At 60.8% G+C, this 23,886-nt stretch carries 23 protein-coding genes; 1 reads left to right on the top strand and 22 read right to left on the bottom strand.

Going from position 1 to position 23,886, the window contains the following annotated elements; translation table 11 throughout:
• Nucleotides 1-12: 12 nt before the first annotated feature.
• The 15 genes from ACNA0J_RS11535 to ACNA0J_RS11465 all read right to left on the bottom strand — a co-directional run bounded on the left by ACNA0J_RS11535 (nt 13) and on the right by ACNA0J_RS11465 (nt 18,982).
• Nucleotides 13-2,655, bottom strand: coding sequence for a GDSL-type esterase/lipase family protein (locus ACNA0J_RS11535; RefSeq protein WP_415819004.1), 2,643 nt, complete (start codon nt 2,653-2,655; stop codon nt 13-15).
• A gap of 300 nt (nt 2,656-2,955) precedes the next feature.
• Nucleotides 2,956-5,511, bottom strand: a complete 2,556-nt coding sequence (locus tag ACNA0J_RS11530; RefSeq protein WP_415819003.1) for a hypothetical protein — start codon at nt 5,509-5,511, stop codon at nt 2,956-2,958.
• Nucleotides 5,511-7,976: a lytic transglycosylase domain-containing protein gene (locus tag ACNA0J_RS11525; RefSeq protein ID WP_415819002.1), complete on the bottom strand. Its 2,466-nt coding sequence runs from the start codon at nt 7,974-7,976 to the stop codon at nt 5,511-5,513. The genes ACNA0J_RS11530 and ACNA0J_RS11525 overlap by 1 nt, the downstream gene beginning before the upstream one ends.
• Nucleotides 7,973-10,117, bottom strand: coding sequence for a hypothetical protein (locus ACNA0J_RS11520; RefSeq protein WP_415819001.1), 2,145 nt, complete (start codon nt 10,115-10,117; stop codon nt 7,973-7,975). Before ACNA0J_RS11520 ends, ACNA0J_RS11525 begins: the two co-directional genes overlap by 4 nt.
• 2 nt (nt 10,118-10,119) lie before the next feature.
• Complete coding sequence (locus tag ACNA0J_RS11515) at nt 10,120-10,725, bottom strand: virion core protein, T7 gp14 family (protein WP_415819000.1); 606 nt, start codon at nt 10,723-10,725, stop codon at nt 10,120-10,122.
• Nucleotides 10,725-11,150 carry a GNAT family N-acetyltransferase gene (locus tag ACNA0J_RS11510; RefSeq protein ID WP_415818999.1) on the bottom strand — a complete coding sequence of 142 codons (426 nt, stop codon included), beginning with the start codon at nt 11,148-11,150 and terminating at the stop codon, nt 10,725-10,727. The genes ACNA0J_RS11515 and ACNA0J_RS11510 overlap by 1 nt, the downstream gene beginning before the upstream one ends.
• On the bottom strand, nt 11,147-13,735 hold the full coding sequence (locus ACNA0J_RS11505) for a phage tail protein (RefSeq protein ID WP_415818998.1): 2,589 nt from the start codon (nt 13,733-13,735) through the stop codon (nt 11,147-11,149). Before ACNA0J_RS11505 ends, ACNA0J_RS11510 begins: the two co-directional genes overlap by 4 nt.
• Nucleotides 13,735-14,322, bottom strand: a complete 588-nt coding sequence (locus tag ACNA0J_RS11500) for a phage connector family protein (RefSeq protein ID WP_415818997.1) — start codon at nt 14,320-14,322, stop codon at nt 13,735-13,737. Before ACNA0J_RS11500 ends, ACNA0J_RS11505 begins: the two co-directional genes overlap by 1 nt.
• Nucleotides 14,323-14,334: 12 nt before the next feature.
• Nucleotides 14,335-14,550, bottom strand: a complete 216-nt coding sequence (locus ACNA0J_RS11495; RefSeq protein WP_415818996.1) for a hypothetical protein — start codon at nt 14,548-14,550, stop codon at nt 14,335-14,337.
• 12 nt (nt 14,551-14,562) lie between these two features.
• Entirely contained in the window at nt 14,563-14,949 is a 387-nt protein-coding gene (locus ACNA0J_RS11490; RefSeq protein ID WP_415818995.1) for a Bbp16 family capsid cement protein, read from the bottom strand.
• Nucleotides 14,950-15,008: 59 nt separating this feature from the next.
• Nucleotides 15,009-16,013: a major capsid protein gene (locus ACNA0J_RS11485; protein ID WP_415818994.1), complete on the bottom strand. Its 1,005-nt coding sequence runs from the start codon at nt 16,011-16,013 to the stop codon at nt 15,009-15,011.
• A 75-nt stretch (nt 16,014-16,088) separates the two neighbouring features.
• Nucleotides 16,089-16,844, bottom strand: coding sequence for a hypothetical protein (locus ACNA0J_RS11480; protein ID WP_415818993.1), 756 nt, complete (start codon nt 16,842-16,844; stop codon nt 16,089-16,091).
• Nucleotides 16,828-17,130 carry a Bbp19 family protein gene (locus tag ACNA0J_RS11475; protein WP_415818992.1) on the bottom strand — a complete coding sequence of 101 codons (303 nt, stop codon included), beginning with the start codon at nt 17,128-17,130 and terminating at the stop codon, nt 16,828-16,830. Before ACNA0J_RS11475 ends, ACNA0J_RS11480 begins: the two co-directional genes overlap by 17 nt.
• On the bottom strand, nt 17,127-18,776 hold the full coding sequence (locus tag ACNA0J_RS11470; RefSeq protein WP_460490388.1) for a portal protein: 1,650 nt from the start codon (nt 18,774-18,776) through the stop codon (nt 17,127-17,129). Before ACNA0J_RS11470 ends, ACNA0J_RS11475 begins: the two co-directional genes overlap by 4 nt.
• Nucleotides 18,776-18,982, bottom strand: a complete 207-nt coding sequence (locus ACNA0J_RS11465; protein WP_415818990.1) for a hypothetical protein — start codon at nt 18,980-18,982, stop codon at nt 18,776-18,778. The genes ACNA0J_RS11470 and ACNA0J_RS11465 overlap by 1 nt, the downstream gene beginning before the upstream one ends.
• Before the next feature lie 95 nt (nt 18,983-19,077).
• Here ACNA0J_RS11465 and ACNA0J_RS11460 point away from each other — a divergent pair, with 95 nt between their 5' ends.
• Nucleotides 19,078-19,572 (top strand): hypothetical protein, encoded by a 495-nt coding sequence (locus ACNA0J_RS11460; protein WP_415818989.1) that lies wholly within the window; start codon nt 19,078-19,080, stop codon nt 19,570-19,572.
• Here ACNA0J_RS11460 and ACNA0J_RS11455 read toward each other — a convergent pair.
• From ACNA0J_RS11455 to ACNA0J_RS11425, 7 genes are read right to left on the bottom strand one after another with little or no spacing between them, the layout of a single operon-like run.
• Nucleotides 19,539-20,963 carry a TerL gene (locus tag ACNA0J_RS11455; protein ID WP_415818988.1) on the bottom strand — a complete coding sequence of 475 codons (1,425 nt, stop codon included), beginning with the start codon at nt 20,961-20,963 and terminating at the stop codon, nt 19,539-19,541. The genes ACNA0J_RS11460 and ACNA0J_RS11455 overlap by 34 nt on opposite strands.
• A complete protein-coding gene (locus ACNA0J_RS11450; RefSeq protein ID WP_415818987.1) occupies nt 20,963-21,451 on the bottom strand; it encodes a terminase small subunit in 489 nt (162 codons plus the stop codon). Before ACNA0J_RS11450 ends, ACNA0J_RS11455 begins: the two co-directional genes overlap by 1 nt.
• A complete protein-coding gene (locus ACNA0J_RS11445) occupies nt 21,448-21,867 on the bottom strand; it encodes a hypothetical protein (RefSeq protein WP_415818986.1) in 420 nt (139 codons plus the stop codon). The genes ACNA0J_RS11450 and ACNA0J_RS11445 overlap by 4 nt, the downstream gene beginning before the upstream one ends.
• Nucleotides 21,864-22,313: a RusA family crossover junction endodeoxyribonuclease gene (locus tag ACNA0J_RS11440; RefSeq protein WP_415818985.1), complete on the bottom strand. Its 450-nt coding sequence runs from the start codon at nt 22,311-22,313 to the stop codon at nt 21,864-21,866. The genes ACNA0J_RS11445 and ACNA0J_RS11440 overlap by 4 nt, the downstream gene beginning before the upstream one ends.
• A 1-nt stretch (nt 22,314) precedes the next feature.
• Nucleotides 22,315-22,539: a hypothetical protein gene (locus ACNA0J_RS11435; protein WP_415818984.1), complete on the bottom strand. Its 225-nt coding sequence runs from the start codon at nt 22,537-22,539 to the stop codon at nt 22,315-22,317.
• A complete protein-coding gene (locus ACNA0J_RS11430) occupies nt 22,536-23,540 on the bottom strand; it encodes a hypothetical protein (RefSeq protein WP_415818983.1) in 1,005 nt (334 codons plus the stop codon). The genes ACNA0J_RS11435 and ACNA0J_RS11430 overlap by 4 nt, the downstream gene beginning before the upstream one ends.
• Complete coding sequence (locus ACNA0J_RS11425) at nt 23,537-23,845, bottom strand: CII family transcriptional regulator (RefSeq protein ID WP_415818982.1); 309 nt, start codon at nt 23,843-23,845, stop codon at nt 23,537-23,539. The genes ACNA0J_RS11430 and ACNA0J_RS11425 overlap by 4 nt, the downstream gene beginning before the upstream one ends.
• Between the last annotated feature and the right edge of the window lie 41 nt (nt 23,846-23,886).

Genomic DNA, 23,886 nt, shown 5'->3' with positions numbered 1-23,886 from the left:
TCACTAAGTGAATTAAAAGCTCGTAATGCACACGCGATACAAAACGTCGGTGATGACTTGACCGCCGGTGGGACCATTGGGGTGAACCGGGTCCTCCAACAAAGGAAATATGCCGTCTGGGCCATAGTCCAGCGTGACGCCGAAGAACGGCTGAAGATCGATGAAAGGCACGTTGTTATCGGCGCAGAATTTCCGAATGGCCTTGGTGTAGCCAGCCATCGGGTACGGTGCGCGATCAGGATCGACGTTTTCCTCTGGCATCACAATGAAGATGTCCGCGGCAGGCTTGGCGGCACGCACTCGGTTGTAGATCGTCGTCATGCTGGCAAGAAACTGCTCTGCCGACTGCGCTTGGCCTTGGTCATTGGTGCCGAGCAAGATGCCGATCGAGTCCAACGGGAGGTTGGCTAGCGACGCTACGAAAGTGCTCTCTGGCGTGTTCGCCCATTGCCGTGCGCTGGTGCCGTTTGCGCCGAGCTTTGACACAGCAATCCCGGGCGTTGTGGAGTATGCATAGCAGCCAAACGCCGTGAGCGTGCCGCTTGCCACCCGCGCCCGTACCCATGCCTTGCCTGTCGGTGGTGCTCCCAGGTCAATGACCGCAGGGCCACCAGATGCCGCCAACTCTAGCGGAGTCCAGACACCCGAATCGTTCCACTGGTATTCCAGCGTGCAGGCCTGGATCGCGTTGTAGTGCAACTCCAGGCGGCTCATGTTGATCGGGTCTCCCCCGACCATAGCCACCGCATTGTCTGGATAGTAGGCAACCACAAACTCAGCGCCGACCGCTGTCGATGTCACCGAGCTGATATCAGGGCCCCCACCGCCCGCGAAGTCGCACGTCCAACGGCCATCAGTACTCAGGTTACTGACGCCATAAGCGGCTTGCGTGCCGTAAGTTCCCTCGGCAGTCGTCCCGCCCGTTGCTCCAATTCGGGCATTCCCGTGGCTGTTCACACCGAGAAAGCCAAAGCCGATCCACGCGCCTCCGGCATCGCCCAGCAAGCGCATCATGCGGTTGGTAAACCGCATCACATACCGGCCCGCGCCATCGGTGAACGAATCACCGAGAAACCCGACGCGCAGCTGCGTGTTGTTCGATCCTTCCTTGTATTGAATCCGAGCCACGCGCATCCGGGTCTGGCGCATGCGAGCTAAATTAAATGTCGGCGTGTCTGGAGCCGTGTCAGGCGTAGGCGAGTTCCCATTAGAAATCCATTGGCCATCGTCACGCAGACCCGCACCGATAAAGCCCATTGGATCAATGACGACCTCCGCCCAGCCTTCGAGGTTTGCCGCCAAATAGGACACAACGGACAGACCGCTCGGCCCGAGAATGGAAGTGGTGCCGTCGATCTGTGCAAGTGATCCTGCACCACTATAGATGCCATCGCCCGATACCAAGAATCCGATATAGCCCATAGCATCCACGACGCAAAAGAAATCAACCGGTGAAGACACAGCGAGAAGACCGCCAGCTTGAGCGCCATCTGTCGTTATGCCGCCGCCAATAAATCCCATCAGATCGACTACCACCTCTGCCCAATCCCGGTCGTAGACATGCGGGACATAGGCAACAAGCGGCGTACCGTCGATATCCTGAATCTCGTATTTGCCGGACGTGCGCACTAGCGATCCACCGCCAGTACGTAGGGCATTGCCGGTAAGACTCAATCCAATGTTGCCGGACGGATCGATGATCTCCACAGCGTCGCCGTTGCCAGTCCAAACCATGGATTCCAGACGCTCGATACGAGCGATTGCGTCGAGCACGGTATCCAGACTTGGATAACTGCCTAGGTACTGGGCTATGCCCGCGTTGTTGCGGTACAGGTCGTACAGAGCTGGAGGGTAGAGGGACGGCGCGACAGTAAAGTAATCACCGTCTGTCGTACCAGCCATGCCCTCGGCAATCGTTGGGAACGGGTTTGAGATAGCAGCGGCCGACGCCGCCGCAGCTTCAGCGCGGTCGGCATCAGCTTCCGCACTGTCGGCCGCCGTCTCGGCGCGATCAACTGCTGTTTCCAGATCGCCAAATTCGTTGGCGATTCGTACTACCTCGTCGCGCGCTTCGTCAGCCTCGGTTGCCGACTGTGCAGCTGCTGCAGCGCTCGCGGCCGCATCTGCTGCTTGGTCCTCGTAATCGTCTTTGCCGACAGTGACATTGCCGTTGTCATCAAAGATGAGTGCCTTGCGGGCACGTACCGACACAGGGGGCACGAGGCTGGAGCGGCGCGGATACTCGACGGGTAAGTGCAGCACTCGCCCCATAGAGCCCGGCAACGTTCCCAACCAGTTCTCGAACTGCTGAGAGATCATCGTCAGCTTGTCGAGGGCACGCTCATGCGCACGCTCTGGAAAAGGGTCGTTGCGCTGGTACGCGGTTTCCTGCGTGACATCTACTAGGCGTTCGCCGCGAAGCTTCAAGCCAGCTGGGTAAACCGTGGACGTGATAACAGCCCCGCCGGCAGGGTCCCCGGCACCGGTCACGTCATAAGCTGACCCAAGCACCAAATCCGTGGATGTCTCTGTCGCAGGGTCATAGAGCGTCACATAAAGATCGCTCTTTGCCAGAAAGTAAAAGGGGGCAGGAAACGATGTGGTTACACCGTCCGTGTCATATTCGAAGGAAGAAACGTCAGTGGAGACAGTCATGGCGAGCAATCCGGGGAGATTGCCCGCCACTTTCCTCGCGCGCGCGCGCAGACTTCTGCGAAACTTGCGTGAAAGGCGCTATGATCGGCTGGCACACAACACAGGAGACACTCGTCATGTCAGCCCAAAACAGCCTGCGAAACGCCCTGAGCAGCATCGACGATGCGAAAACTAAATTGCGTCGACTCCGTAGTAGCGACGACCCAGATGTGGCAAAAAACGTCCGCCGAACTTTGAGCGAGTTAGAGGATGCAGAGGCGCAGATCCAACGGGCGCTCAATGAGCTTCGGCGCGGGTGACCTACTGACCTAGCGCTGCCCCTAGATCCGGCGCTCTTAGCCTGCGCCCGTCCGGCGATGCGAAGTACTGCTGCTTGAACTCGCGGCGCGCCCGTTGCTCCATGCGGCGCAGGTAGCCTGGCGACGCGAGTTCCTGCAGCTGGTTGAAGATCAGCCGATCGGTGGCCGCTTTCGTGTACCAGAGGTTGGCGAATGGGATCTTGCCTTTCAACAGTCGCACCGCAGCAGCGCCGGATGCATCCTTGCCGTCGGCGGATCTCTGGATGTTCCCCATGGTGGCTTGCATCAGCGTCTCAACGTCGCCTGCTATTGGGCCGCCAAAAACTCCCATCAACGTGCCGCCAAACTTTGTGTAGTCGGAAAACAGGAAGTCCCCATAGATCCCTAGGGCTCCACCCTTCATAAAGGCATTGCCGATGAATCGAGGGTCTGTCATGTCCATAGGGTCTCGGCCACTGGCCAGCTCGCTGAGCTGCAGTGCAAAGCCGCCCATTACGGTGGTCAGACCTACCAGGCCTGCAACGTAGGCGGCTTTTCCAGTTCCCGTGGCCTGTCCCATGGCTCTAGCACCATGGCGCATCATCATGGAAATAGGAAAGCTCTTGAACTGTAATGCCGAGCGGTAGATCTCGGTGGGAAGACTACCTCGGTCTTTACCAAACCGGCCGTAAATGGCTGCACGCTCACGAGCTCCGGGCTCGATCACTGCCATGCTGGTTTCGGCCTCCACCACGGCCATCAGCTTGGTCGCTGCACGCTCCCGGAGTGACGCCGGCGTGGTGCTGTTCCGAGCTGCCAGGGATGCCAGGGCTTCATCCGGAAGACGGTAAACGCTCTCGGCGGTGAGAACGGTATCGCCCAGGCCTCGCCAGTCCTCGGGCTGGGCCAGGCGCCAGACGTCAAACTCGGCTTCGCCAATGCCATAGGACTGCAATCGACGCGCCAGGCGGGCATCATCGCCCTTGGTGCCAGCGGCAATTTCCTCCAGCCGGCCGGAGAGCCGCGATAGAGTGCCCAGTCTGTCCATCATGACCGTACCGAATGCCTGCTGGCCAGCTCCGGTCAGGGCATTCATGCCAGACAGTTTCATGACGCCAGCGGCGGCCCCCTGGGCGTACCGAGCGATTCGACCGGATACCTGCGCGTCTTGCGCGAGGCCATCCACACCCCAGCGGTTCACGGCGCCGATGAATTGCTGAACGCCCAAGCCAGCGCGCAGTGCCTGCCGCCGATCGGCCGCAGAGGCCGGGTTTAGCGCGCGCAGCTCGTTCATGAAAAGCTGGGTAATGGGCAGACCGTTATAGACAGCGGTCAGGGCTTGTGTGCCAACGTCCGTTATTGCAGTGATTGCCGCCGAGCCAAGTCGCGCTGCAACGTTCAACGACCGGTAGGTATCGAACCCTTCAGCTACCCGGACGTTGCCAACGCTCTTGCGAGCTCCGGAGACCTCGTTGTACAGGGTTTCGAGCTTGGCGATTTCGGCATCGATGGCGTCAGCCTGGGCCGGGTTTGCCTCGGTCATTTGTTTCTTGGCCACGTCCGACCAGTACTGCATCATCAGGTTGGGGTCCGGGCCCAGTGATTCAACCAACGCCACATCGCGTGCCATGCGATCGACGTGGTTCAGTAGCGTCTGCAGCATAGGCGTGTCGCTGTACCGCTGCTGATACTCGAGATAGGACTCGGCGTCACGGAAATGGATTTGCCGCTCGGCACTCCCACGGTTCGCGCGCATGCCGATGCCGCTGGGGCGGCCCGGCTCGAGCTTGTTCGCTCCGTTCATGGCAATGCTGTCCCATGCCGCATTAAAGAACTCAGTGAGCTGGGCGTCGTCCATGAGCGTGCCATCGGGATTCACGTAGCGCTCTCGATCGGCAAAGCTCAGTGCGTCCTGCGTCCATCGTTCTTTGCCTGCCAGAGCGACTAGGCGCTGGCTGTGGGACTGCGGCATACCCCAGTCTTCCAATCGGCCAATGTCGCCGCCGGCACGATTGAATCGCTGCCGCAGGCGCTCGGCCACATCCTGGAACGAACGGGCAGCAGCCTTGGCCTCGGCACTCCCCGAATCCTGGCCACGCAACTCGCGCACCAGGTTTACAACGCCTTCCTGGTTGGTGAACAGGCCGAGCACCTTGCCGCGCGTCACGTCGAACACATCAAGCATTTGGCCGATGGACTCGTTGCGGATTGCTGCGGCAGTACTTTCGATGGAGATGGTGCCGCTGCGTCCGTCGCTGTAGAAGGCGAGGGCGCGGCGTAATGCGTCGACCGGGGTATGAGCGGATCCATTGAGATAATTCCGCATCGCGTCATGTCTCAGGGCCGTCAGCGCTACGCGACGACGCTTGAGTGCTGCATCCGCTGCAACATCCCGAGCAGCTCGCTCAGCTGCTGCCATAAAACGATCGCCTTGCGACATGCCCAACCATCCTTGGCGATCCTCGGCCGCCACGCGCCGCATGGCCTGTGCGATCCGGTTCTCAATGTTCTGAGCCTCGGTCTGGGTGATAGACCGGCCCAAGGCCTGGGAAACTGCTTCGATACATTCAGCGCGCATTACGTGCCCCTGGTCATGGCGCAGACCACTGCGGCGTTGAACGCCTCGGGCCGGCCGTATTGAAGTTCTGCATCTGCCTCGGTCAATGCCTGGCGCAGTGAAATGTTTGCCTCGGTGCCGTCCGCACCTATTACCGGCACGACGATATCGCCTTGTTCGTCCAGCAGGGCGATCCCGGCTTGAGTTTCCGGATCATCCATGACCTGCGCAGGAGAGGGCTGCTCACCTCCGTCTTGAGCGGGACGCTCGCCATTGGGGCGCCCGTCTTGGGCCATGGCCTGCCGTGGCTCACGAGGCATAGGTGTCCTTGGTTGCACTCCCGCTCGAGCAGTCGTCGGACTGGCGTCTGATGGCCGACCAGCGTCTATAGCGGTAGGAGCGGGCCGATCCAAACCCATATCCGCCAGGGCGCTGCGGACTGCTTTCACTGACTGGCGCTCTGTGGCCGCAGGCTCTGCGATCGCGGCGCGATTGATGCGCAAGTTATCCAGCTCGCTGTCAATGCTGGCCAGCCTTTGTGCTGCGCGATCGGCGTCAGCATTTCCTCGAATGACGCCCTCGAGGCGTGCAATTCTGGTGTCGAGCTCGGCAGCTTGGCTGTCTCGCTCTCGCCGTGCGATTGATACCGCCTGTTTGTAGCTGGTCTGTGGCGTGCTGGTTTGAATCTCCTTTGCGGCAGCTCGAAGCGTGGAATCATCGTCCAGTGGGGCGCGCTGGGCCTGCAAGTCGAGCAGGTCGGCACGCACAGTGCTGATCTGACCCAGATCGGCCGCGTTGCCAGCAGTGGCTAGCAGATCTGCGCGTTCGGTTTCCAGTGTTTGGATCTCGGACTCAATAGCTGCCGCCGCTCGAGTTTGCTCGACCGGGACGGTCGGGAAGTCGTCGGCCTGTCGGGCGGCTATTGGCAGATCTGCAGCCCGGTCTCTTCCGAGCCACTCACGGACGCGGGCTAGGTATTGGCGTGTCTCTGCAGCTCGAGGTTGGCGGCCGGCCAACACCTCCCGGGCCTGCCTCGGACCGCCGTTGTAGTCCGCGATCATCGCGTCCACGTTGCCGCCGTATTGGCGCATCGTGTCGCGCAGGTAGCGGCCAGCGGCGTCGATCATTTGCACCGGATCTGTCGCGTCTGAGACGCCATACTTGCGCAGGTTCTCTGGCATGAACTGCATCACGCCTCGAGCGCCGACGGGACTGGTCTGATTGCTGTTGCTGCGCTCGCCAGCGTTTTTCAGTGCATTGATGAGGCCTGGCGGTAGACCGTACTGTTGCTCAACTTGTGCGGCATATTCGTTCAGCTCCGGTGCGTCGTAGCGCAGGGCGGCACGCTGCGGCGCAGGTAGTTCGGCAAGACGGTTGCTGGGGCTGTAGCGCATCGAGACCGGCAACTCGTTGCCGTATTCTGTGCGGGCAGCATCGATGGCGGACTGATCGCGTCTGCCCATCACATATTGACCATCAACCACACCTGTTCGCGAGACATCGACGGGGCGGCCGGCCATCAGGTTCTGGATTGCTCCATCCAGGGCACGGTTATGAGCGCTGGCCGTTTCGGGATCTGCTGGCACACCTGGCGCCGTGTCGATTGCCGCGTGTTTTGCGTCACGTGCGGCGAGCGCGGCATCTGCAGCGGTTTGGGCCCGCATAGGTAATCCTGCTCGAGCGCCGAACGCGCCGAACACGCCACCCAACACGCCTTCGGCCGTCACGGCTGCGGCGTCCAGCGGCGCGTATTGCTTGGCCATTGCGGTGTAGCCGCCGGACTCAAGCAGGTCATGAGTCGAACCGCGTTGGGCAACGCCCATGGCGACGTTGGCACCAATGCCATAGGCCGTATTGGCGGCGTAGTACGCGCCCCGGCTCAGGCCTGCGCCAGTCGCAGCAAAGGGCGCAGCCAGGCTCTGGTAGCCGATCGCGCCAGGCAGCAGCACACCGCCGCCGGTCGTAACGGCATCGACGAACGCCGCGTTCATAGCTGTGCTTGCATCTACGCCCTTGCGCTGCATTTCCTGGAACGTCGCGCGCCCGGTGGCCGTGCCAGTCGTTACTGCCCCAGCAAGCAGGGTGGAGCCTGCCGCTCCGCCTGTGGCAGCGGTCGCCGCTGCACCGATGCCTACCTGAGTCATGACTCGTGACACGTCGAACATGATTTGCCCGACCGTGCCGGTCGTGAGCGGATCCGGTTGATACTGTTGGGACCAGGTATCGGCTTGCTCTCGGACCGCAGAGAACGGGTTCCAAGGCGTGACGCCCGTCACACCCTCAATGGCGTTCAATACGGGTTGATACGCACGCTCGGCGGCACCGGCCACCAATCCCTCTACCTGGGCGGTACCAGTAACAATGCCTTGAGAAATCGCCGATAGAGATCCGGAGAGTGCCCCCGGATCCGCCTGGCCAAGAATCTCCGCCGGCGTCTTGGCCGCTGCGTTGATTTCACGCAGACGGCGAGGATCTACCGTCATCATGGCGTAGCTCCCGGGATCTGGTCGCTCAAGCGTTGGCCAAATTCATCGCGGCCTGCGTCGGCATCCGGCGTCATCTGAATGATCACCGGCTCGCCGGTGGCGGGATCTCGAATAGGAAGCCCGCCCAGAGTCACCGCATACGCGCCGGCGCCGACACCAATCAGTCCTGTGTTGGACATACTGCGGCCGAGTTGCTCTTGCATGCCGCGCGACGAGATCTCGCGGAACACCGCCTTGTTTGCTCGAGCGAGAAAGTTTTCCTCGTTCATGCCCCAGGGGGCAAGCACCTGGCCATTCCCATGGAAATCGACCGGTTGGCCAAGCACCGCGGTGACAGCCTGATTCAGGCGCTCATCATTCACGTCGGGAGACAGGTCGCCTTCTTGAGCTGCCCTACCCACGTAATACGCTTTCACCGCATAGGCATCCTGCAGGAATGCTTGGCCGCCGCTATCGCCGGCAGTTGCGCCCCGATAGAGGTTGTCAACCTTATCCGCGATCGCCTGCGTGAACTCGGCGTCTTTAGGCAGCGGGTAGCTGAGCGTCCCGGACTTTCCGCCTGCGCGCAGGATTTCGTCTCCCGCGATCGCGGTCGCGGCTGCATCGCCCGCAGACTGCACCACATCTGACGAAAGCCAATTATTCGTCAGCTTGGCCTCTTCATAGCTGCCGGCCAGGCGGCCCAAGCGGGCCATGAATGGATCAATCCCCTCCACCTGGTTGACTATGCCCTGGTACGTATCCGGAGATCCGGCCGCCCAATACAACTGGCCGAGCAGTTGCCGCTTTTCCCGAGCACCGGCGCTCTTGAATGTCGTCGACAACTGCTCTGCCTCTGGGGCTAGAAGAGGGCGCATCTGCACGGCGCCAGGCGGATTTGCAGCTTGCAGGCCGCGGATAACGTCAGAGCGATCGCGCAAGGTCTGGCCGATCGTCGCAGGGCCATTGGGCGCGGCCAACTGGCTTACGTCCAGAGGTGTAATTGGCGAGCCCGCGCGGTTCTCAACCCATGAGAGCGGACTTTCCTGCAGCATCTTGGTGTTGGCTTCGAACGCACGGGACAGGCGATCGAGGTTTGCGATATCCGTGGTGCTGGCTCCGCCCCGCTGCTGGGCAAGGCGCTTTTCCTGGATGTAGGCGGCCTGCTCAGGGATGGGCAGGCGCAATACCTGTTGCACCTCTTCCTGCCCGCGCATCATCTCGCGGTACTGCGGCTCAAAGTCCGTACCTGCAACCATGCCTGCCCAGCGCAGCATGTCATCAGTGCGCGCCGGGACGCCGGTGGCGATCTGTTTATCCACCTCGCCAATTGCACGCTGGGCGCGTGCCGTGGCGCGGTCCTGTTCAACACGAGCTCGATTGTCCAAACGATCGGTCTGGGTCTGCGCTCGAGTGCGTAGTTGCTGGATCTTGTCGGAGTCCAGGCGAGCAATCCAATCGAACCCGGTTGACACCTCGCCGCGGGAGGCCGCGTCGAAAGCTTGAGCTGCTGCGTGCGGATCTCGATCAATGAGTGCCGCGCCGGCGGCGTACGCCAGGGTCGATTCAGATTCCCCGAGCAGCTTGGCCTTGACGCCATCGGGCAGGCTGGACGAATTCAAGGCCGCTACGCGTGCAGCGCGGCGTTCCTGGTACAAGGCAGGATCCAGGGCGATCGCGGCTGCATCAGACTCCATGCCCGTTTGATACTGCGACGTGATGTACGCCCGCTGACTGCCTGACTCAAATTCGACAGCCTTTAGGCCAAGATACGTGCGCTGCCGCGTCAGCTGCTCACGATAGAACGGACGTGCGCTCTCGGGCGCATTCTCGATCGCCTGAGAGGTGTAGTCGTCGAACTCCTTTAATAGGTTGGGGGTAAAGTCAGGCGCACCAGGTGCAGCGCTGTCCTGCAGCTCGTTTAGCCGCTGCATCCACTTGATGGAGTCGTCACTGGCCGCTTTCGATACCCAGGCGGTGGATTGCTCGCGCTGCAGGCGATCGGCAGCGGATGCGATCTGCCCCAGGCCTGCACCCAAACGCGAGACGGCGTCGCCGGTCGTATTCGCGCTTGCCACCATCGGTGCGCGCGCGGCCGGCATGCCCACTGGTACACCTTGGCGCTGCTGCGCCACTTGAATCGGAACTCGAGCTGTGGCCATGCTTACCTCCAGTATTGCGCAACGTTGCCGACGCGAAGGCCTAGCCCGCTGCCAGAGCGAAGACCTGTACCACCGATGGCGCTAGCGGATCCTGCTTGCTGGGCCAATCCATAGCCTGTTGCCGCCGTCAGCAGTGAGGTCGCAGCACCAAGCGTCCCAGATCGACGTGCATCGCGTGCAGAGCCGCGCAACGTCCTGGCGGTATATCGGTTCATCGCGGCCTCTTGCTCGTAAGCGCTGCCCTGCAGCAGCGTCTGGTACCGAGTCGTCAGCGCGTCCATTTCCAGGTTCTCGACGGACTGCTGCTGGAGCATGAGCGCCGATCCGCTGCTCGGATCCAGCCCAGATTCGGCGACAGAGGCGCGGATATCTGACTGCTGCTGTGAAGCGCTGCGCCGCTGCGTCAGCTCGTTCTGCAGGCCGGCGTCATAAGCCTGACGGGCCTGAACGTCTGCGATCTCCGCATTGCGCTCGGCAGCTGCTGCCTGTTGTCGGTACCCGCTGGCGGCAGATTCGCCTTGCATATACGAACCAACGGCGCTAACGCCGCCGGACACAGCAGCAATTGTTCCTGCATTGGCAACCAGGAATGCTGAGATAGGATCCATTACTTCACCTTCGCATAAAGAAAACAATCCCGGCCATCCGGGGTTACGGCGCGCATCAGGCCTTCGCGCTCGAATCCCAGGCGCTCCGCCCAGGTGATGGCCGCTTCGTGACGTGCGTCCACCGTCATTTCGATGCGCCGCCATGGGGCGCTGGCCAGCACGTGACGGGTTACCCGGTGGATGAGTTTGAATTGCTGTAGTGCCCGTTGGGAAAACATGGCCCAGGCCATACCGCGTTGAGCGTGGGCTTGGACAATGCCGGCGCAGGCAATGACGTCGTCCCCATCCAGGGCGGCCCAGCCGACTCCCTCAGATTCAACAAGTTGGCGTGCATGCCCGATATCGATCATGGGCAGCGCGAAAGCTTGAGCCTCTTGCAGCTGGACGGCGAGAACGTGCTCGGTCTGCAATCGAACAATCTTCATCGGTCATCGCTCGTGCCGACCACCGGCATTAAGGCCACCAGCGTTACCGGCAAGGGCTGATCGTTCGTGTACCAGACCTGCGTATTACGCGAATAGCCGCCAGGCCATGGGATTGGGTCGCTATCGCCGGTATAGAGCGGCGGTGCTTTGCCCATGGGTTGAGACGGACGCCGAAAGTTCAGCGTGTTCATTTCGGTGCGCGACGGGCCCACTTGGCCGCCCAGGCTGCGCAACATCCGGACGATGAGGTTTGTGATGCGCTTGATCTTGCCCTGCGCCGTACCGCTGGCTGCGCCGGCCTCGATATTCATGGTGGCCATGGTGCAGGACGTCGGTAGGCCGACATGCACAATCTCAGCCTCGAACTGCAGCTGCACCTTGCCATCAGCCACCGTGCGGCGAGGATGTGCCGCGCCGTTGGTGAGGATATCGACTGCCTGACCTTCCAGGTGGGACAGGCCAGAAACCTCGGCGGTGGTCGGGCCGCGATACGTCAGGCCGCTGTCCACATAAAAAGCCTCGGCCTGGTCCTCATCGTCTTTGAGCGGAGCACGCAGCAGCTCGACATACCGAACGGTCTGGCCGTTGACCTCGCGCCGGATAATCATCCACACGTCATCGGCAGATCCGTCGGGCGCCGGCATCGTCTCCACAGATTCTACCCACCCGTTAACCATCGGGTGAGGGTGCCAGGCATACACGTCGCTACGGCCGGTTTCCTGATCGTAGGTGCAGCCAACAAGGCGACCATCGGCTCGTGCGGCCCAAATGATCGAATCCGGCTCTTGTTGATAGGCCATATCGATCACGCCACTCTGCAGGATACTGGATGCCAGCTTGGTGGTGTCGGACGATGCAAAGTTATTGGTGTCGTAGCTGTATTCGTAGTCCCGCAGCTTTCGGCCCGAGGATTGGATAAACAACACACGGCCACCGACCTCGACCGGCTGAATGGACCGAGAGCCGTAGGCAGTGCGCCGCTCGGCGCGAAGATTGGCAGGTCCTACTGCCTGGTTCGTCTGGATCGGTCCGACAATCCATTCATCGCCGTCGGTGCCGATGATGAGATTGTCCGACTCGACCAGCCATACTGCGCGGTTGATCTGGCGGGCATTAAGGCGAAATACGATGCTCGAGTCCGTTTCCTGCTCACCACCGGGCGACTTAGCGGAAAAGTTCTCGAAATCGCTCGTCACAGACATCGCGCCCACGCGGCCGCTCATCAGCACAAGGCGCTGACGCCAGAATGCTCCATGCTCCGGCCACCCGTTGGCATCAGAGAACAGGCTAAACGCCCATTTCCAGGACGGTGTGTGGCTCGTGTAGTTGACAGTAATGGTTCGTGTGGCCACGCCCTCGGAATCTGGGTCGTAAGCGTAGGTAGATCCTGGATAGCTGACGCCGATTCGAAAGCCACTCGAGGAACGATCGCTGACCACATAGGAGCCGTCACGGGTTTTATCTGTTCCCACGCTGTCCGTGTCAAAGAACGCGGTTCCCGTGATGACGACAGGATCGTCATTTGCAAACGGGTGCCCAGGTGCACTGACAAAAGTGTCGTTGAGATTGGTCCCAACAGGGCTTATTGAGCTGATAGGGTAGGGCGTGACGGTCGTGCTCGAGCCTCCGCCTGGTTGGAGTTCAGTAGGCAGGCGCTTGATGATGGTGCCAGTGACATGCCGGGCGTCCGTGTATCCCTGGATGCGGACAATGCCATAGCCCGCGTGCAAGAACTCCCACTCCACGCCAATGGATCCGCGCTGATCGTTCTCTACAGGCTGGCCGTCACCGTCCCACGCCTTGCCCTCGGTGTGAATCGGCGTCTGGTTGCCCGTCACCTGATGACCTTCGGAGTTGGTAGGCCCGACCTGCGTGCATTGGTACACGCGATTGTCAACGCGACGGCGATCGCCTACAGACACCTCTTGATATACGCCCCAGGGTTTGACGGCAGATAGGTCGGCGGTTTCCAGATAGAACAGCGTACCGACGTGCTCGGGCTTGAAGATATCAGCACTCGCCGTCAGCGTAACGGGGCCTGTCTCTGCGTTTGCTGTGACGGTGATGCTCTCGTCAGAGTTCACGTCATCGAAAGGGCCTTCGGTGAACTCTGCCACTGTCAACGAAAACGCGTTGGCCGCGTTGCGCAGCAGCTTTCTCGGCTGGAATTTTCCGTGAAAGATGTACATGGTGTCAGCGCTTTGAACGACGCGCAGGTTGCATGTTCCATCGTCATTGGTCAGGTCCCAGGCGGCGTAAGGAGTTTGGACCTCAACGGGTACGCCACCGTCGATCAGTTGACCGCGATTCGTATAGAAGCGGATATAGGTGTGGCCGAACTCCAGCATGTACGAGACCCGCTCAGACACTTGAAATCGCACGAGCCACGATCTATCCCATGCGACTTTGATCGGCGCAATGAATTGAGTGCCCCCGCGGCGCACGAGAGGGCCTTGCACGGACGGCAGGAAGTTCTCGAGCACCGCGCAGCCGTTGAAGTACTTGGCCAAGTCTGTGCGACCGGCGAGCATGGGGCTAAGCACACCGCCATCGAACGTATTCTGGATCGGGGTATCTTTAGGCATCAGTTGCGACTCTCTAGCCAGGAATCGTCGGAAATGGCCTGAGCAGGGCGCTCGATCGCATTCATGCGCCGTGCATCCTTCAATGCCACCTCATACTCCTGCGCGGCGGTCTGTTTCTTGGTGTTGGACTGGGTCAGTGTTTCGCACGCCTCAAACGCCAGCTTGCAGGCAAAGGCCTCGACAAACAGTGCATCGAACAGAGTGGGATCTTCGACGCGACGGACATAGCGGATACGCAGGGGCCCGGCCTGGTCAATCAGGATCCGGCCCGCCTCGATCGAATACCATCCATCCAACTGCGGTTTGGGATGGCAGCGGCGGCCGTTGACCTCGATGAGACGCAGAAAGTCTGACGGCAGTTGGAATTGATGCGTAAAGCCAAACTGCGGCGCTTGGCTCAAAGCAGGCAACTGCGCGCGCGCTTTGGAGAAGTGCCACAAGTTCTTGCGCAGCTCGGCATCTCGCACGATATCGAACATGGACGACAGTGTGTTCGACGCCTGCGAATCGTCGTCCAAAGAAATGATGCGCCCTGCACCAAGTTTGGTGAGGGCGCGGTTGGCGATGTCTACTTGGGAGACGGCCATGGGATCAATCCATTACTGCGGCTTGGCGCCGGCGCCGCTTCCCGACTTCGTAGCGTTCGTCTGGCGAGAGCCAGCGCCACGACCGTTTCCCGCGTCAGCCTCGGCTGTGCTACCGCTCGAGGCGGGAACAAACCATTTCGCTTTGCTGCCGTCTTTCACTTCGAACACTTTCCCAGGCTCTTTCAGGTCGCCACCATAGAAACCCTGCTTAATCGCTCGGACTTTCATCTGATGTGCTCCTTAAACCTGGGCGGGGTACGGTTCCCAGGATTGCGGCTCCTGGTCCGTCAACCACGCCGAGAGCGTGCCGGCCGCGCTGTAATTCATGCGCAGATAGCGTTGGTTGGTGTAGGGGAACCCAATCACCAAGCGAGTGCCGATCGGTGCGTCCTGAGGAATGACGACACTTCCGATGGTGCTAGAGGTGCCAAAGCCTTCGGCAGCGGACGTTTGAATCGAGGCGGTGATCGCAGCCGCGGGAACGGCGTCAACCTGCACGACGACCCACATAGTGCGGCCTGGACCGATCTTGCGAACCGGTGCGCCGAGATCCACGACATTGGTCGAAGGGCCGGCGGCAGCGACCACCTGCTTGACGGAAAACTCCAAACGAGAATCGATGTACATAATTTGCTCCAGTTGGGGCCGAAGCCCCATACTCAGTTAATCAATGGGCCCAGACTCTGTTAAACGACTTGGGCTTCGGTGTTCAGGAGCGCATCCGTGCGACGGACAGGGATGTCGTCGAACATCATCACGCGCTTGCCTGCTACGGATTCCCAAGTCAGGTTGTTGGCGATCTTGTTGAGGATGCCCAAACGCAGCTTGGTGCGAACGGTACGGTTGACATACCAGGCAGCGCGACCCATGCCGAAGTTGGGGATGCGCTCGGACGCTTCGATCATCAGCTCGATCAGAGCGGCCGTGGCATCCTTGGCGGTGGCCGGATCGGAAAGAGCGGACACATCGATGTTGGCGATGCGTGCGCCATAGCGCCAATCGCGAACCGTCAGGCCGATGTCCCACTTGTAATGAGAGCGGTAGCCTTCCATACGCCCGCCGTTGCCATCGACGTTCTCGATGGTGACCTGGCCTTTGTCCTCTTGATTCAAACCAGCCTTGGAGCCTTTGGGATAAATGGCGTGGATGGTGTTCTCGCCCCACGTCACTAGCCAAATGCTGGTGTTGTCGCTGCCAGTGCCGCCGGCGTCGATGATGTTCTCTCCACTCTCGGCGGTTAGCGAGTTGTAGCGAGGAGCCAGGCCGGTGAACTTGGCAGCGTCGGTACCTTCATTGCCATAGATGACCGTGCGGGCCGCTTCCTGGTTCATGCCCTCGACGTGAGCGCGATCCTCGGAGAGACGGAACGCAGCGGTGTTGCCGTTCAGATCAGCCAGGGCCTTATCGACCTCGGCGTACGCTTCCAGCATGCCGCAGTTGTCGGTGACCTGCGCCGTGGTGCTGCGAGTCGGCTGGACACCGCCGTACAGCTTGCGCCAGGTCGGCAGAGGGATACCGGTACGCACTGTGGTACGGTGACCGGTGGGCAGGTTACCTTCGATGAACGTGGCATCCTCGAGAATGCCGTTCGTTTGGTTCAGCAACTCGACAATTCTGTCGATCTTGCCGTTGGGATCCAGGCGCTTGGCCACATCGGCCAACGTCGGGTTCTGGGTGGAGAGAGTAGCCATTTTAGCTCCTTAGAGTTGGCCGTTTAAGTTGCCTTTCGGCGGTTATGGGCCAAGGCCCTAAATCTGTGCGTCCTGCTATTTCTTTTGCGCCATGCTGGGGTAGAACAGGGTCGCGGCATCCGCCGGCTCGCCAGATCCACCAGCTGGGCTGTCTGTCGGCGTCAGGGTGCCTTCGCCCATGCTTTTGCCGATGCGCTGGAATAGGCGGAGCGTCTCTGCTGCTCCAATCGCACCTTCGATCTTTCCGATCAGCTGCTCTGCGTCTCCGCCTTCACCAGCGAACGTGCGTACAGCACGCTTGCCGAGCTCGACGTTGGCGTCGTACTGGCCGCCCCATTCCTTGCGAAGGGCGGCCACATCGGCCTCGCCTTGCTGCTGTCGAGCCAGATCTGCGGCCTGCGCCTGTGAGGCCTGGTATTCGTTCCACTTGGTGGCCAGGGCTTGAGCCTGCGCGATTGGCACACCGGCCTCGTGCATCCACTTAGCGGCCTCGGTGACGAATGCACCGTCCTGGCCATCCGGCACAGGCAGTTTGTAGGCGTCGGCGGACTCGGGAACCGTGGTTTTGCCTTCTAGATCCTGCAGGGCTTTGACCGCCTCACCGGCGTCTTTGAATCCCTTGCCTTCGATGAACGCCTTCAATCCGGCGTCTTCGATACTGGCGTGCCAGGCCGGCGGTGCCGTTTTAGCCTGAGCCTCAGCAGCTGCGGCCTCGGCAGCAACAGCCGCAGGATCCGCGACCGCGCCGCCATCACCAGCGGGTGGAGTATCGGCCGCAGCCTCTTCGCGAAGCAACCGGGCAAACAGGAAACGTTTATTCAGGGCGTGCATTTTCTCGCTCCATCAATTGATAGATGTCTTGTTCACTGAGATTGAGGTAGTAGGCGAGGCGGTTAAACACCTCGCGACGGCCCTCCGCCTGTAAGGAGGCGTGGGTGTCTACGGTGCGCGTGATGGGCGAGACGATCGTGATGGACTCGCGGACGCGGCAGAACTTGGCCAGGTCGGCCATGACACGTTCACCGGCGGTCGTGAGTTCGCCTTTGTCGTCGAGGAAGGCGCGGCGGTATGCGCTACGGCGCCCGAACATCATGCGGAATTTGAAAGGGATGCTCATATGCGTGCGTTGGAGGCGTTGAGGGCGGCTGACGAAAGGTCCTTGGCTGCACCGGCGGCGACAGGAGCGGCCTCGAGCAGCTGGGCGGCCTGCTGTTGTTGTGCAGCAGCTGCGTCTTGCTCGGCCAGGTCATCGTCAGTACGTAGACATTCGGATGGCACGCTGAATACGTCGGCCAGGCGGCGTAGGATCTTCACGCCGTCGAACACTCGCGCTGCACTCGGATCAGCCTGCACAAAAGGCGCAGACGCTTCAGCCAGGCGCAACAGGCTGGTGCCTTCTTCTGCACGCATGGCCTGGTTGAGCGGGCTGTTGTACTCGACCTCGACGACGCCACCCGCTTCTTCCAGTTCCGGCGGCATGGGCGGCAGTGCGCCTGCCTGGTTAAGGATGTCGAGCTCGCGGCTGATCTGTGCGCCGAGCTGCTCGGACTGCACGCGGCCCATGGTCGGGCCGAGCAGAATTCCTTTCTCCTGGGCGCGCTGCAGCACTTCGGTGGCGGTCATCTGGTGGTTGTCCACCAGGATCTGGAATAGCGTCACGTAAAACGCCAGGTTGATGGACTCGCGCTTCTGGCTGGCGTAATCACTGCCCAGCGGGACGTTCTTGCCCAGATTGAGCGGCTGCACCAAAGGCGTGCCCTGTTCGTTCAGATAGCCAAAGTTCAGGGCGCCAGAACGCAGGTCAAAGGCCTCAAGGGCACCGTCATCGGCCAGAACCAACGGGGGATCAACGGCCTTTTCAGCGCCCTTGATGTTGGTCTTTTCCATGCGATTGAGCATGCGCGTGTCCGGCAGGGCCTCCATTGCAGGGGAGTACCCGTAGGCCGAGTCGTCGGCCGCATAGAAGCGCCCGATCGCAGCCGGGAACACCCGAAAGCCGCCGTGCTCGACGATCTGGGACTCAGCAGTCAACGGGATCCAGACCGACTGGATCGGCAGGTTGCGGGCATCGACCTTGCCGTATTCACGATCGCGGCGCGGCCGGATCGCATGCAGGAAATCGAACTTGCGCTCGAGGTCGTTGTGGTCGAGCGCGTTGCGGATGAACAAAGGCAGGGACTTTGCTCCCCATTTCTGAGCAGCTTGGCGCGCCGTCAGCGTCCAGACGATATGCGCCTTGTCGACCACGCCGAATGCATCCTCGGCGAACCACAGGCGGTTCATACGCAGGTTTCGGTACCGGATGCCTTGGCCAAGAACGTCATCGATCATGATGCCACCAGCACCGAATGCACCATAGCCAACATAGCTCTCACCAGACTGGGAGGCGAAATTGGCGCGCCAGCGGTACCGGTGGGAAAACAGGATGTCGGTGACCGTCTCCAGGTACTTCTTAATGGCCGGGTTGTCCCGCAGGTCAGGATCGGAGACGGTCAAGCCGTGCCATTTCTGCGTGCGCGGCGTGATCATGGAGTCCATCGCCGCCGCAAAGTGCCGCAGGGCCAGCATCGGCGTAGAGTCGAAAATGTCCTGCGTGCGTTTGTCGCCAGGGTTACTGTCGCTGGTCTGCCCGAATTTGCGATAGCGTGGCAGCACCGTTTCAATCACTTGGTCCCACTGGGACTCAAACGACTGGCGCGCCTGCTTCATGGCCTCATGGTCGGCCAGGATCTCGCGGATCAGATCAACGTCCTGGTTTTCCATCAGGAGCCCAATAACGTCTTGGTGGCCACTGAGCCCGGGCGGGCGGTGGTATCGGACGTCAGAATGGTGCTGGCCGTGCCGCGGCGACGGCGTACACGATCGGCCTCGGCCTGACCAGCGGCGGCGGCATCAGTGGTTGCCGGCGGAGCGGCTGGTGCGGGAGGGTCGGGCAGCTTGGGTTTGCTGCCACCGAGAAAGCTGGACATGGCGGGCCTTGTCGAAACAATGTGCCGCCAGTGTGGTTACGCGCGCGCGCAGTAGTCTGCGAAAATCTGGGTGTTCAATGGCCGGGAGAGCCGATATGAGTCTAGAGTACCAATTCGAATTGATGCGTGCCGGGCAGGAAATGCGCGAGAAGTTTGCCTATTTCCTACTTGCCGCGGTGGGTGCCGGTGTTGGATTTGGTGTCACTCAAACGCGCGAAGCACTCCTCACAGTTCGGCTGATCCCCGCCTTTGTGGCGCTTGCGTTATGGGGAGTCAGTTTCTATTGCGGCTGCCGTTACCTACACAAGAGTTCGGTAATGAAATTGACCAACGCCAAGATGATAGGCATTTACAGTGGTACAGACCCACATTGCGGCCGAGATCCTGAACGGCAGCGCATTGCAGCCGGTGTCTTACAAGACGACTTTGACAAGAACAACTCGGTTGCTGCGAGCCTATATCGTTGGCAATTGCATATGTTCCTCGCTGGCTGCGGTAGTTTCATTATCTGGCATAGCTGGGAGATCGCTTTCAGGTCAGGTATTGACCTGAGTATTCAATCCATAATGGCGCGTTTGGGCCTGTTATAGCCAGCCGGGCGCTTGATGCTCACCAACGGCTTATGTTCCCCGCCACCGACCAGCAGATACTGTGCAGCTTCGGCTACGTGGGAAAACATGTTTTTGAGCGGAGCATCGGCAAAGCGCTCACCGGACACGGCTAGACGCCGATAGCAGTAGCCGCCGGCCAAGGCTTTGCGCAGGGTCTTGCAGTCGCTGTGTACGATCAGCCCGGGTTCGCCATCGATGATTCGACTGAGAGCGCTGTCCACGGCGCCACAACGCAGCACGGGATCATTGGTAGGTGCAGGCTTCGCCGGCAGATTTGCCGCCTTGAGGATGCGGAATGGGGTGTTCTCGTCGGCCTGCGACCGGTTGTCCCCCGATGGGTCGCCCCAGAAGCCCCCAATCTTGAATCCCTGGTATTGCTGAGCCAGGTGCAGATGGATCTCGTGGGCGAACTTTTCGGCCCCCATATCAGTGGCTACGAGTTCAGTTCGAATGCGCCATCCTCCCATGGCTCGACGCTGACCAAACACGGCCGCCGGCGTTAATCCAAAGTCCATGCCGATCATGAGAGGCAGGCGCGGATCCAGCTCGAAGTCACGGCAGTGCATCGAGTCCTGGTAGTCAGGGTGAATGGCTTTGCCATCGACCACGAAACCGTACTGATTGCCCAGGTTGACCTTGATCCAGTCCTCTTTCTTGCCCTGCATCCCGCGTTCGTAATAGCCCGGCGGCAGGTTCTTCAGGTTCTCGGCATCAGGGTTTACCTGCCACTTGTCGCCGATCTTGATAACGCCACCGGGCTGACGCAGGAACGTCCAGCCCTCGGGCCTGTCCTCTTCGGCTAGCTTGTAGTACCAGTGATCGCTATCGGGCGCGTTGGTGTCGCCAAAGAGACCAAACCAGGTCGGGCGCACATCTTTGGGAAATCGACCTACCCGCAGGTCCAGCATGTCAACGATGGCCTTGACCAGTTCCTTAACTTCGTTGAGCCAGGCGAATGTCAGCTGCAGACCACGCAGCTTGCGCTCGTGTTCCGGCCGGTCCAAGGCGATGAATACCAGCTCAGCCTCGACACTCGTGCCATCGTCCAGATCGAACGACAGGTAATGCGTAGGAGGCTCCAGGCCGCCTGCGACCCAGCGGCCCAGATCTCCGAACATTTCCAGCCAGTCTTTGGTCGTGGTGCTCATCAGGTCCGGATAGGTGTTCCGGATTGCCGCGCCTCGAGTGCGCCGAACGCCGTATTCGTCTGGCTCCTGCTGACACATAATGTCCATGGCGCGCCAGCAGCTGGCGTTTGTTTTGCCGCTGCCGAGCGGGCCCATGATCATCGTACGGGGCGCACGGCTGGCGATGTATTCGGCCAGCACCACCCCCTGCGCGGCGTAGTCGTAGTGGATTTCGGGCTGCATCAGGAGTTGTCCTCGCTCTTGCGGCCTGTCAGGTCTCGCCGTGTCACTCTCGGGCGCTGGATCGTCAGCTTGTCGTTAAGCATGCCAAGGTGCCGCATGGCCAGCGTGGCGGCTCCCAATTTGTCAGCCAGCTTCAGCGTGAAGTTGCCCGATTTGTCCCATGACCAGCCAACGACACAGCGCCGTAGGCGTTCCGGTAGCTTATGAACGTCTTCGGGGCTTTGGATCTTGTACTGCCCGATCTCGCCGGCGTCGTAGAGCGTCATGGCGGACAATTCCTGCAGCACGTTGTCTTGCGTGATGCGCGTACGCTCAGACCTCTCGGCCATGGCTGACTGGATCGCAGCTTGGACCTCAACATCCCTCAACAGCCGTTCGGCCTGCGAATGTGCGGTTCTCTTGCTGTACCCAGCGCGTATGGCGGCCTGCGTGGCGTTCAGGTCCTTCAAGTACTCCTCGGCAAATCGCCACTTCTTCGGGGTCATCATTCTTCAAATCCAGGAAGCAATAGGCTTTCGCCCATGTTCTTGTTCCGTCTAGGCCGCTTATGCAAAAGTTGCAGCAGATCGGGCACCGTCATGCCGTAGGCTTGCGCCACGGCGGGCAGGTGTTCGGTGGGCATAAATGCAGTCTGGGCGCTGTGGGCCCGCCTTTCGGCGACGCGGCGCAGCTCGGCGGGTTTGCGTGGTGCCGAGGGGCGCTCGCGCCCTGTCTTTGCCTCCCATAGATCCAGTAAGAGCTCGCCGCGCCAATGGGTTGGTGTGGCGCCCGCCAGGTACTGCCGAATCATCGATTCGCTCGCAGCCGGTCCGAGCGCCTCACAGATCTCGCGATGCGCCATCCCTGCACGCTTGAGGTCGAACACAATCTCCGACCAGTCGAGATCCATCACTGCACGGGTCATGCGCCTCCAGAACTGGTCAGCAGGTCCTGGGCCTGCACGGTCGAGATCCGTACGACTACGCCGGGCACAAGGGCATAGCGCTTGCGTACGACCATGTCCACGACCTGGGTGTCATCCACCCACACGACGCCGTTCATGGCGTCGAAAATGGCCTTGATCACGTTGTCCGCATCCGGCTTCTTGGTGGGCAGCTCGGTACCGGCCAGCGCTGCAGCTTGCTTGCGCTTGGACCAGGACGCCGGAATCGGCAGCTTGATCGTCAGCATGGCCATAACGGGCCCCTCGATCGGCGCGCGGCCGGCCATTGCCTTGTACCCGGCCAGCGAAACAGTGCTCTCGTACGTCGCGGTCTTTTCCGGCGTGTACAGGCGGATGTGCTTGCCACGCATTGCGGCGCGCGGCCGGCCTTTGCCTTGGGGTACACCCGGTATCACGAACTCGATCACATCAACCCTCTTCGCGCTGCGCTTGCAGCCACAAAACTCGTTTTTCGATCACCGCGGGCAAGGCCTCGGCAAAGTCGGTACAACGCCGCTGGAACGTTGCGCTTTCAAATCGGCCCGGGTGAGTGTCGGCCTCGAGGAGACAGACGCCGAAGCCTTGCTGGGCCATGCCGCCGTGCTTCTGCAGGGAGAACATGCGGCACTGGACGCATTGCACCGTCGTGGTCATATCCGCACCTGGTAGTCGGCCAGCAGACGCGCTCGGTCGGCATCGGTTATCCCTGCCGCCGTGTGCACCCGGGCCTTGAACGCTGGGAAGATCTCGCCGGGCTCCTGCACGATCCCGAGCTCCGCGCCCTTGGCTTCGATGCCCGAGGCAGTCAGTGCCCAGGTCAGCGGATCTGCAGGGGCAGGGCGCTTGCCGTTGACGGCGCTGTTGGCCGCCGGCGGGTGCAGCACCTTCGCGACGAAGATGTCCAGGAACCCGGGGCCAATCGGGCCGGAATCACCTGTGGCATCGCGGTCGAGCAGGGCGAGCGAGTAGGCCTCGGAGATCTGCAGGCCGGTTACGCCGGCTTCGATCCAGGCGGCAATGCGCGGGTCGCTGGCCTGCGTTCCTCGAGGCTGCTTGCCGCGATCCTTTTCCCGTCGTCGTAGCCAGACGGCCACGGCCAGGGCTTTTTCGTCGGGCGTCTTGTCGCCGTCAAGCGGCGGCGGCGTGGCCTGTGCCTCGCACGCGCGTGTGTGCGCGAGAGATGCCGCCGCCGCTATTTCTTTTTCTTTTTCTATTGAAGATGAAGATGAAGATGAAGGGGTTGGACTTTGCTTGATGGTTTGGTTGGATGTTTGGTTATCCTTTTGCTTAACCTTACTTCTAACCAAATTCGGATTTCCCCCTTTCTTTCCTGCTTCAGCGCGTACATTACGGATGTGTTCATCCCTAACCATGCGTCTTGAATAAATGGAGCCGTCGTCGGCCACGGAGGGCACACCAGCATCCTCCAGCTCCGCTAAAAGTTTCAGATATTCTTTTTCGGCGACACCGACCAGACGGGCTACTTGAGCCGGCCGCATAGGTTTGCCGTTGACCGACAAATGGCCATAAGGCTCGCATTCATGCATCAGACACATCATCTCGTGCCAGAGTCCGCGGGCGCTCAATGAGCAGCTCTGCAAGGCTGCGTCCTTACGCCAGTCAGCGGGATAAAACTGGAACGATGGCCGCTTCATAACTGCCGACTCTCAATCTTCGTTCGCAGGTACTCGTACGTGAACAGCTCCAGCGCCTCAATGCGGGCCTTGCTCACCACCATGGCGTCGAGCGGTGCGACCTGCAGCCCGAGCGCTGCCAGCAGCTGGCACACGGAATCCAAGTCCTGTACCGCCCGGCTTACCGTGCTCGCAGAAACGCCCATGCAATCCGCTGCACGGGCTTGAGTGACTGTTGCAAGACGCTGACCGATCTCGGCACGTATGCGTGCACCGGTCTTGCGTGTGCTTTCAACGTCCTCGGCTGAAACTTCAGGGATGGACATCACAACCACCTATCGATACTGGCGAGAACCCCTGCCTGCGG

It is taken from the genome of Bordetella tumbae (genome assembly GCF_965139195.1).
Taxonomy (GTDB): domain Bacteria; phylum Pseudomonadota; class Gammaproteobacteria; order Burkholderiales; family Burkholderiaceae_B; genus Bordetella_A; species Bordetella_A tumbae.
This window is presented reverse-complemented; position numbering and strand designations above follow the sequence as displayed.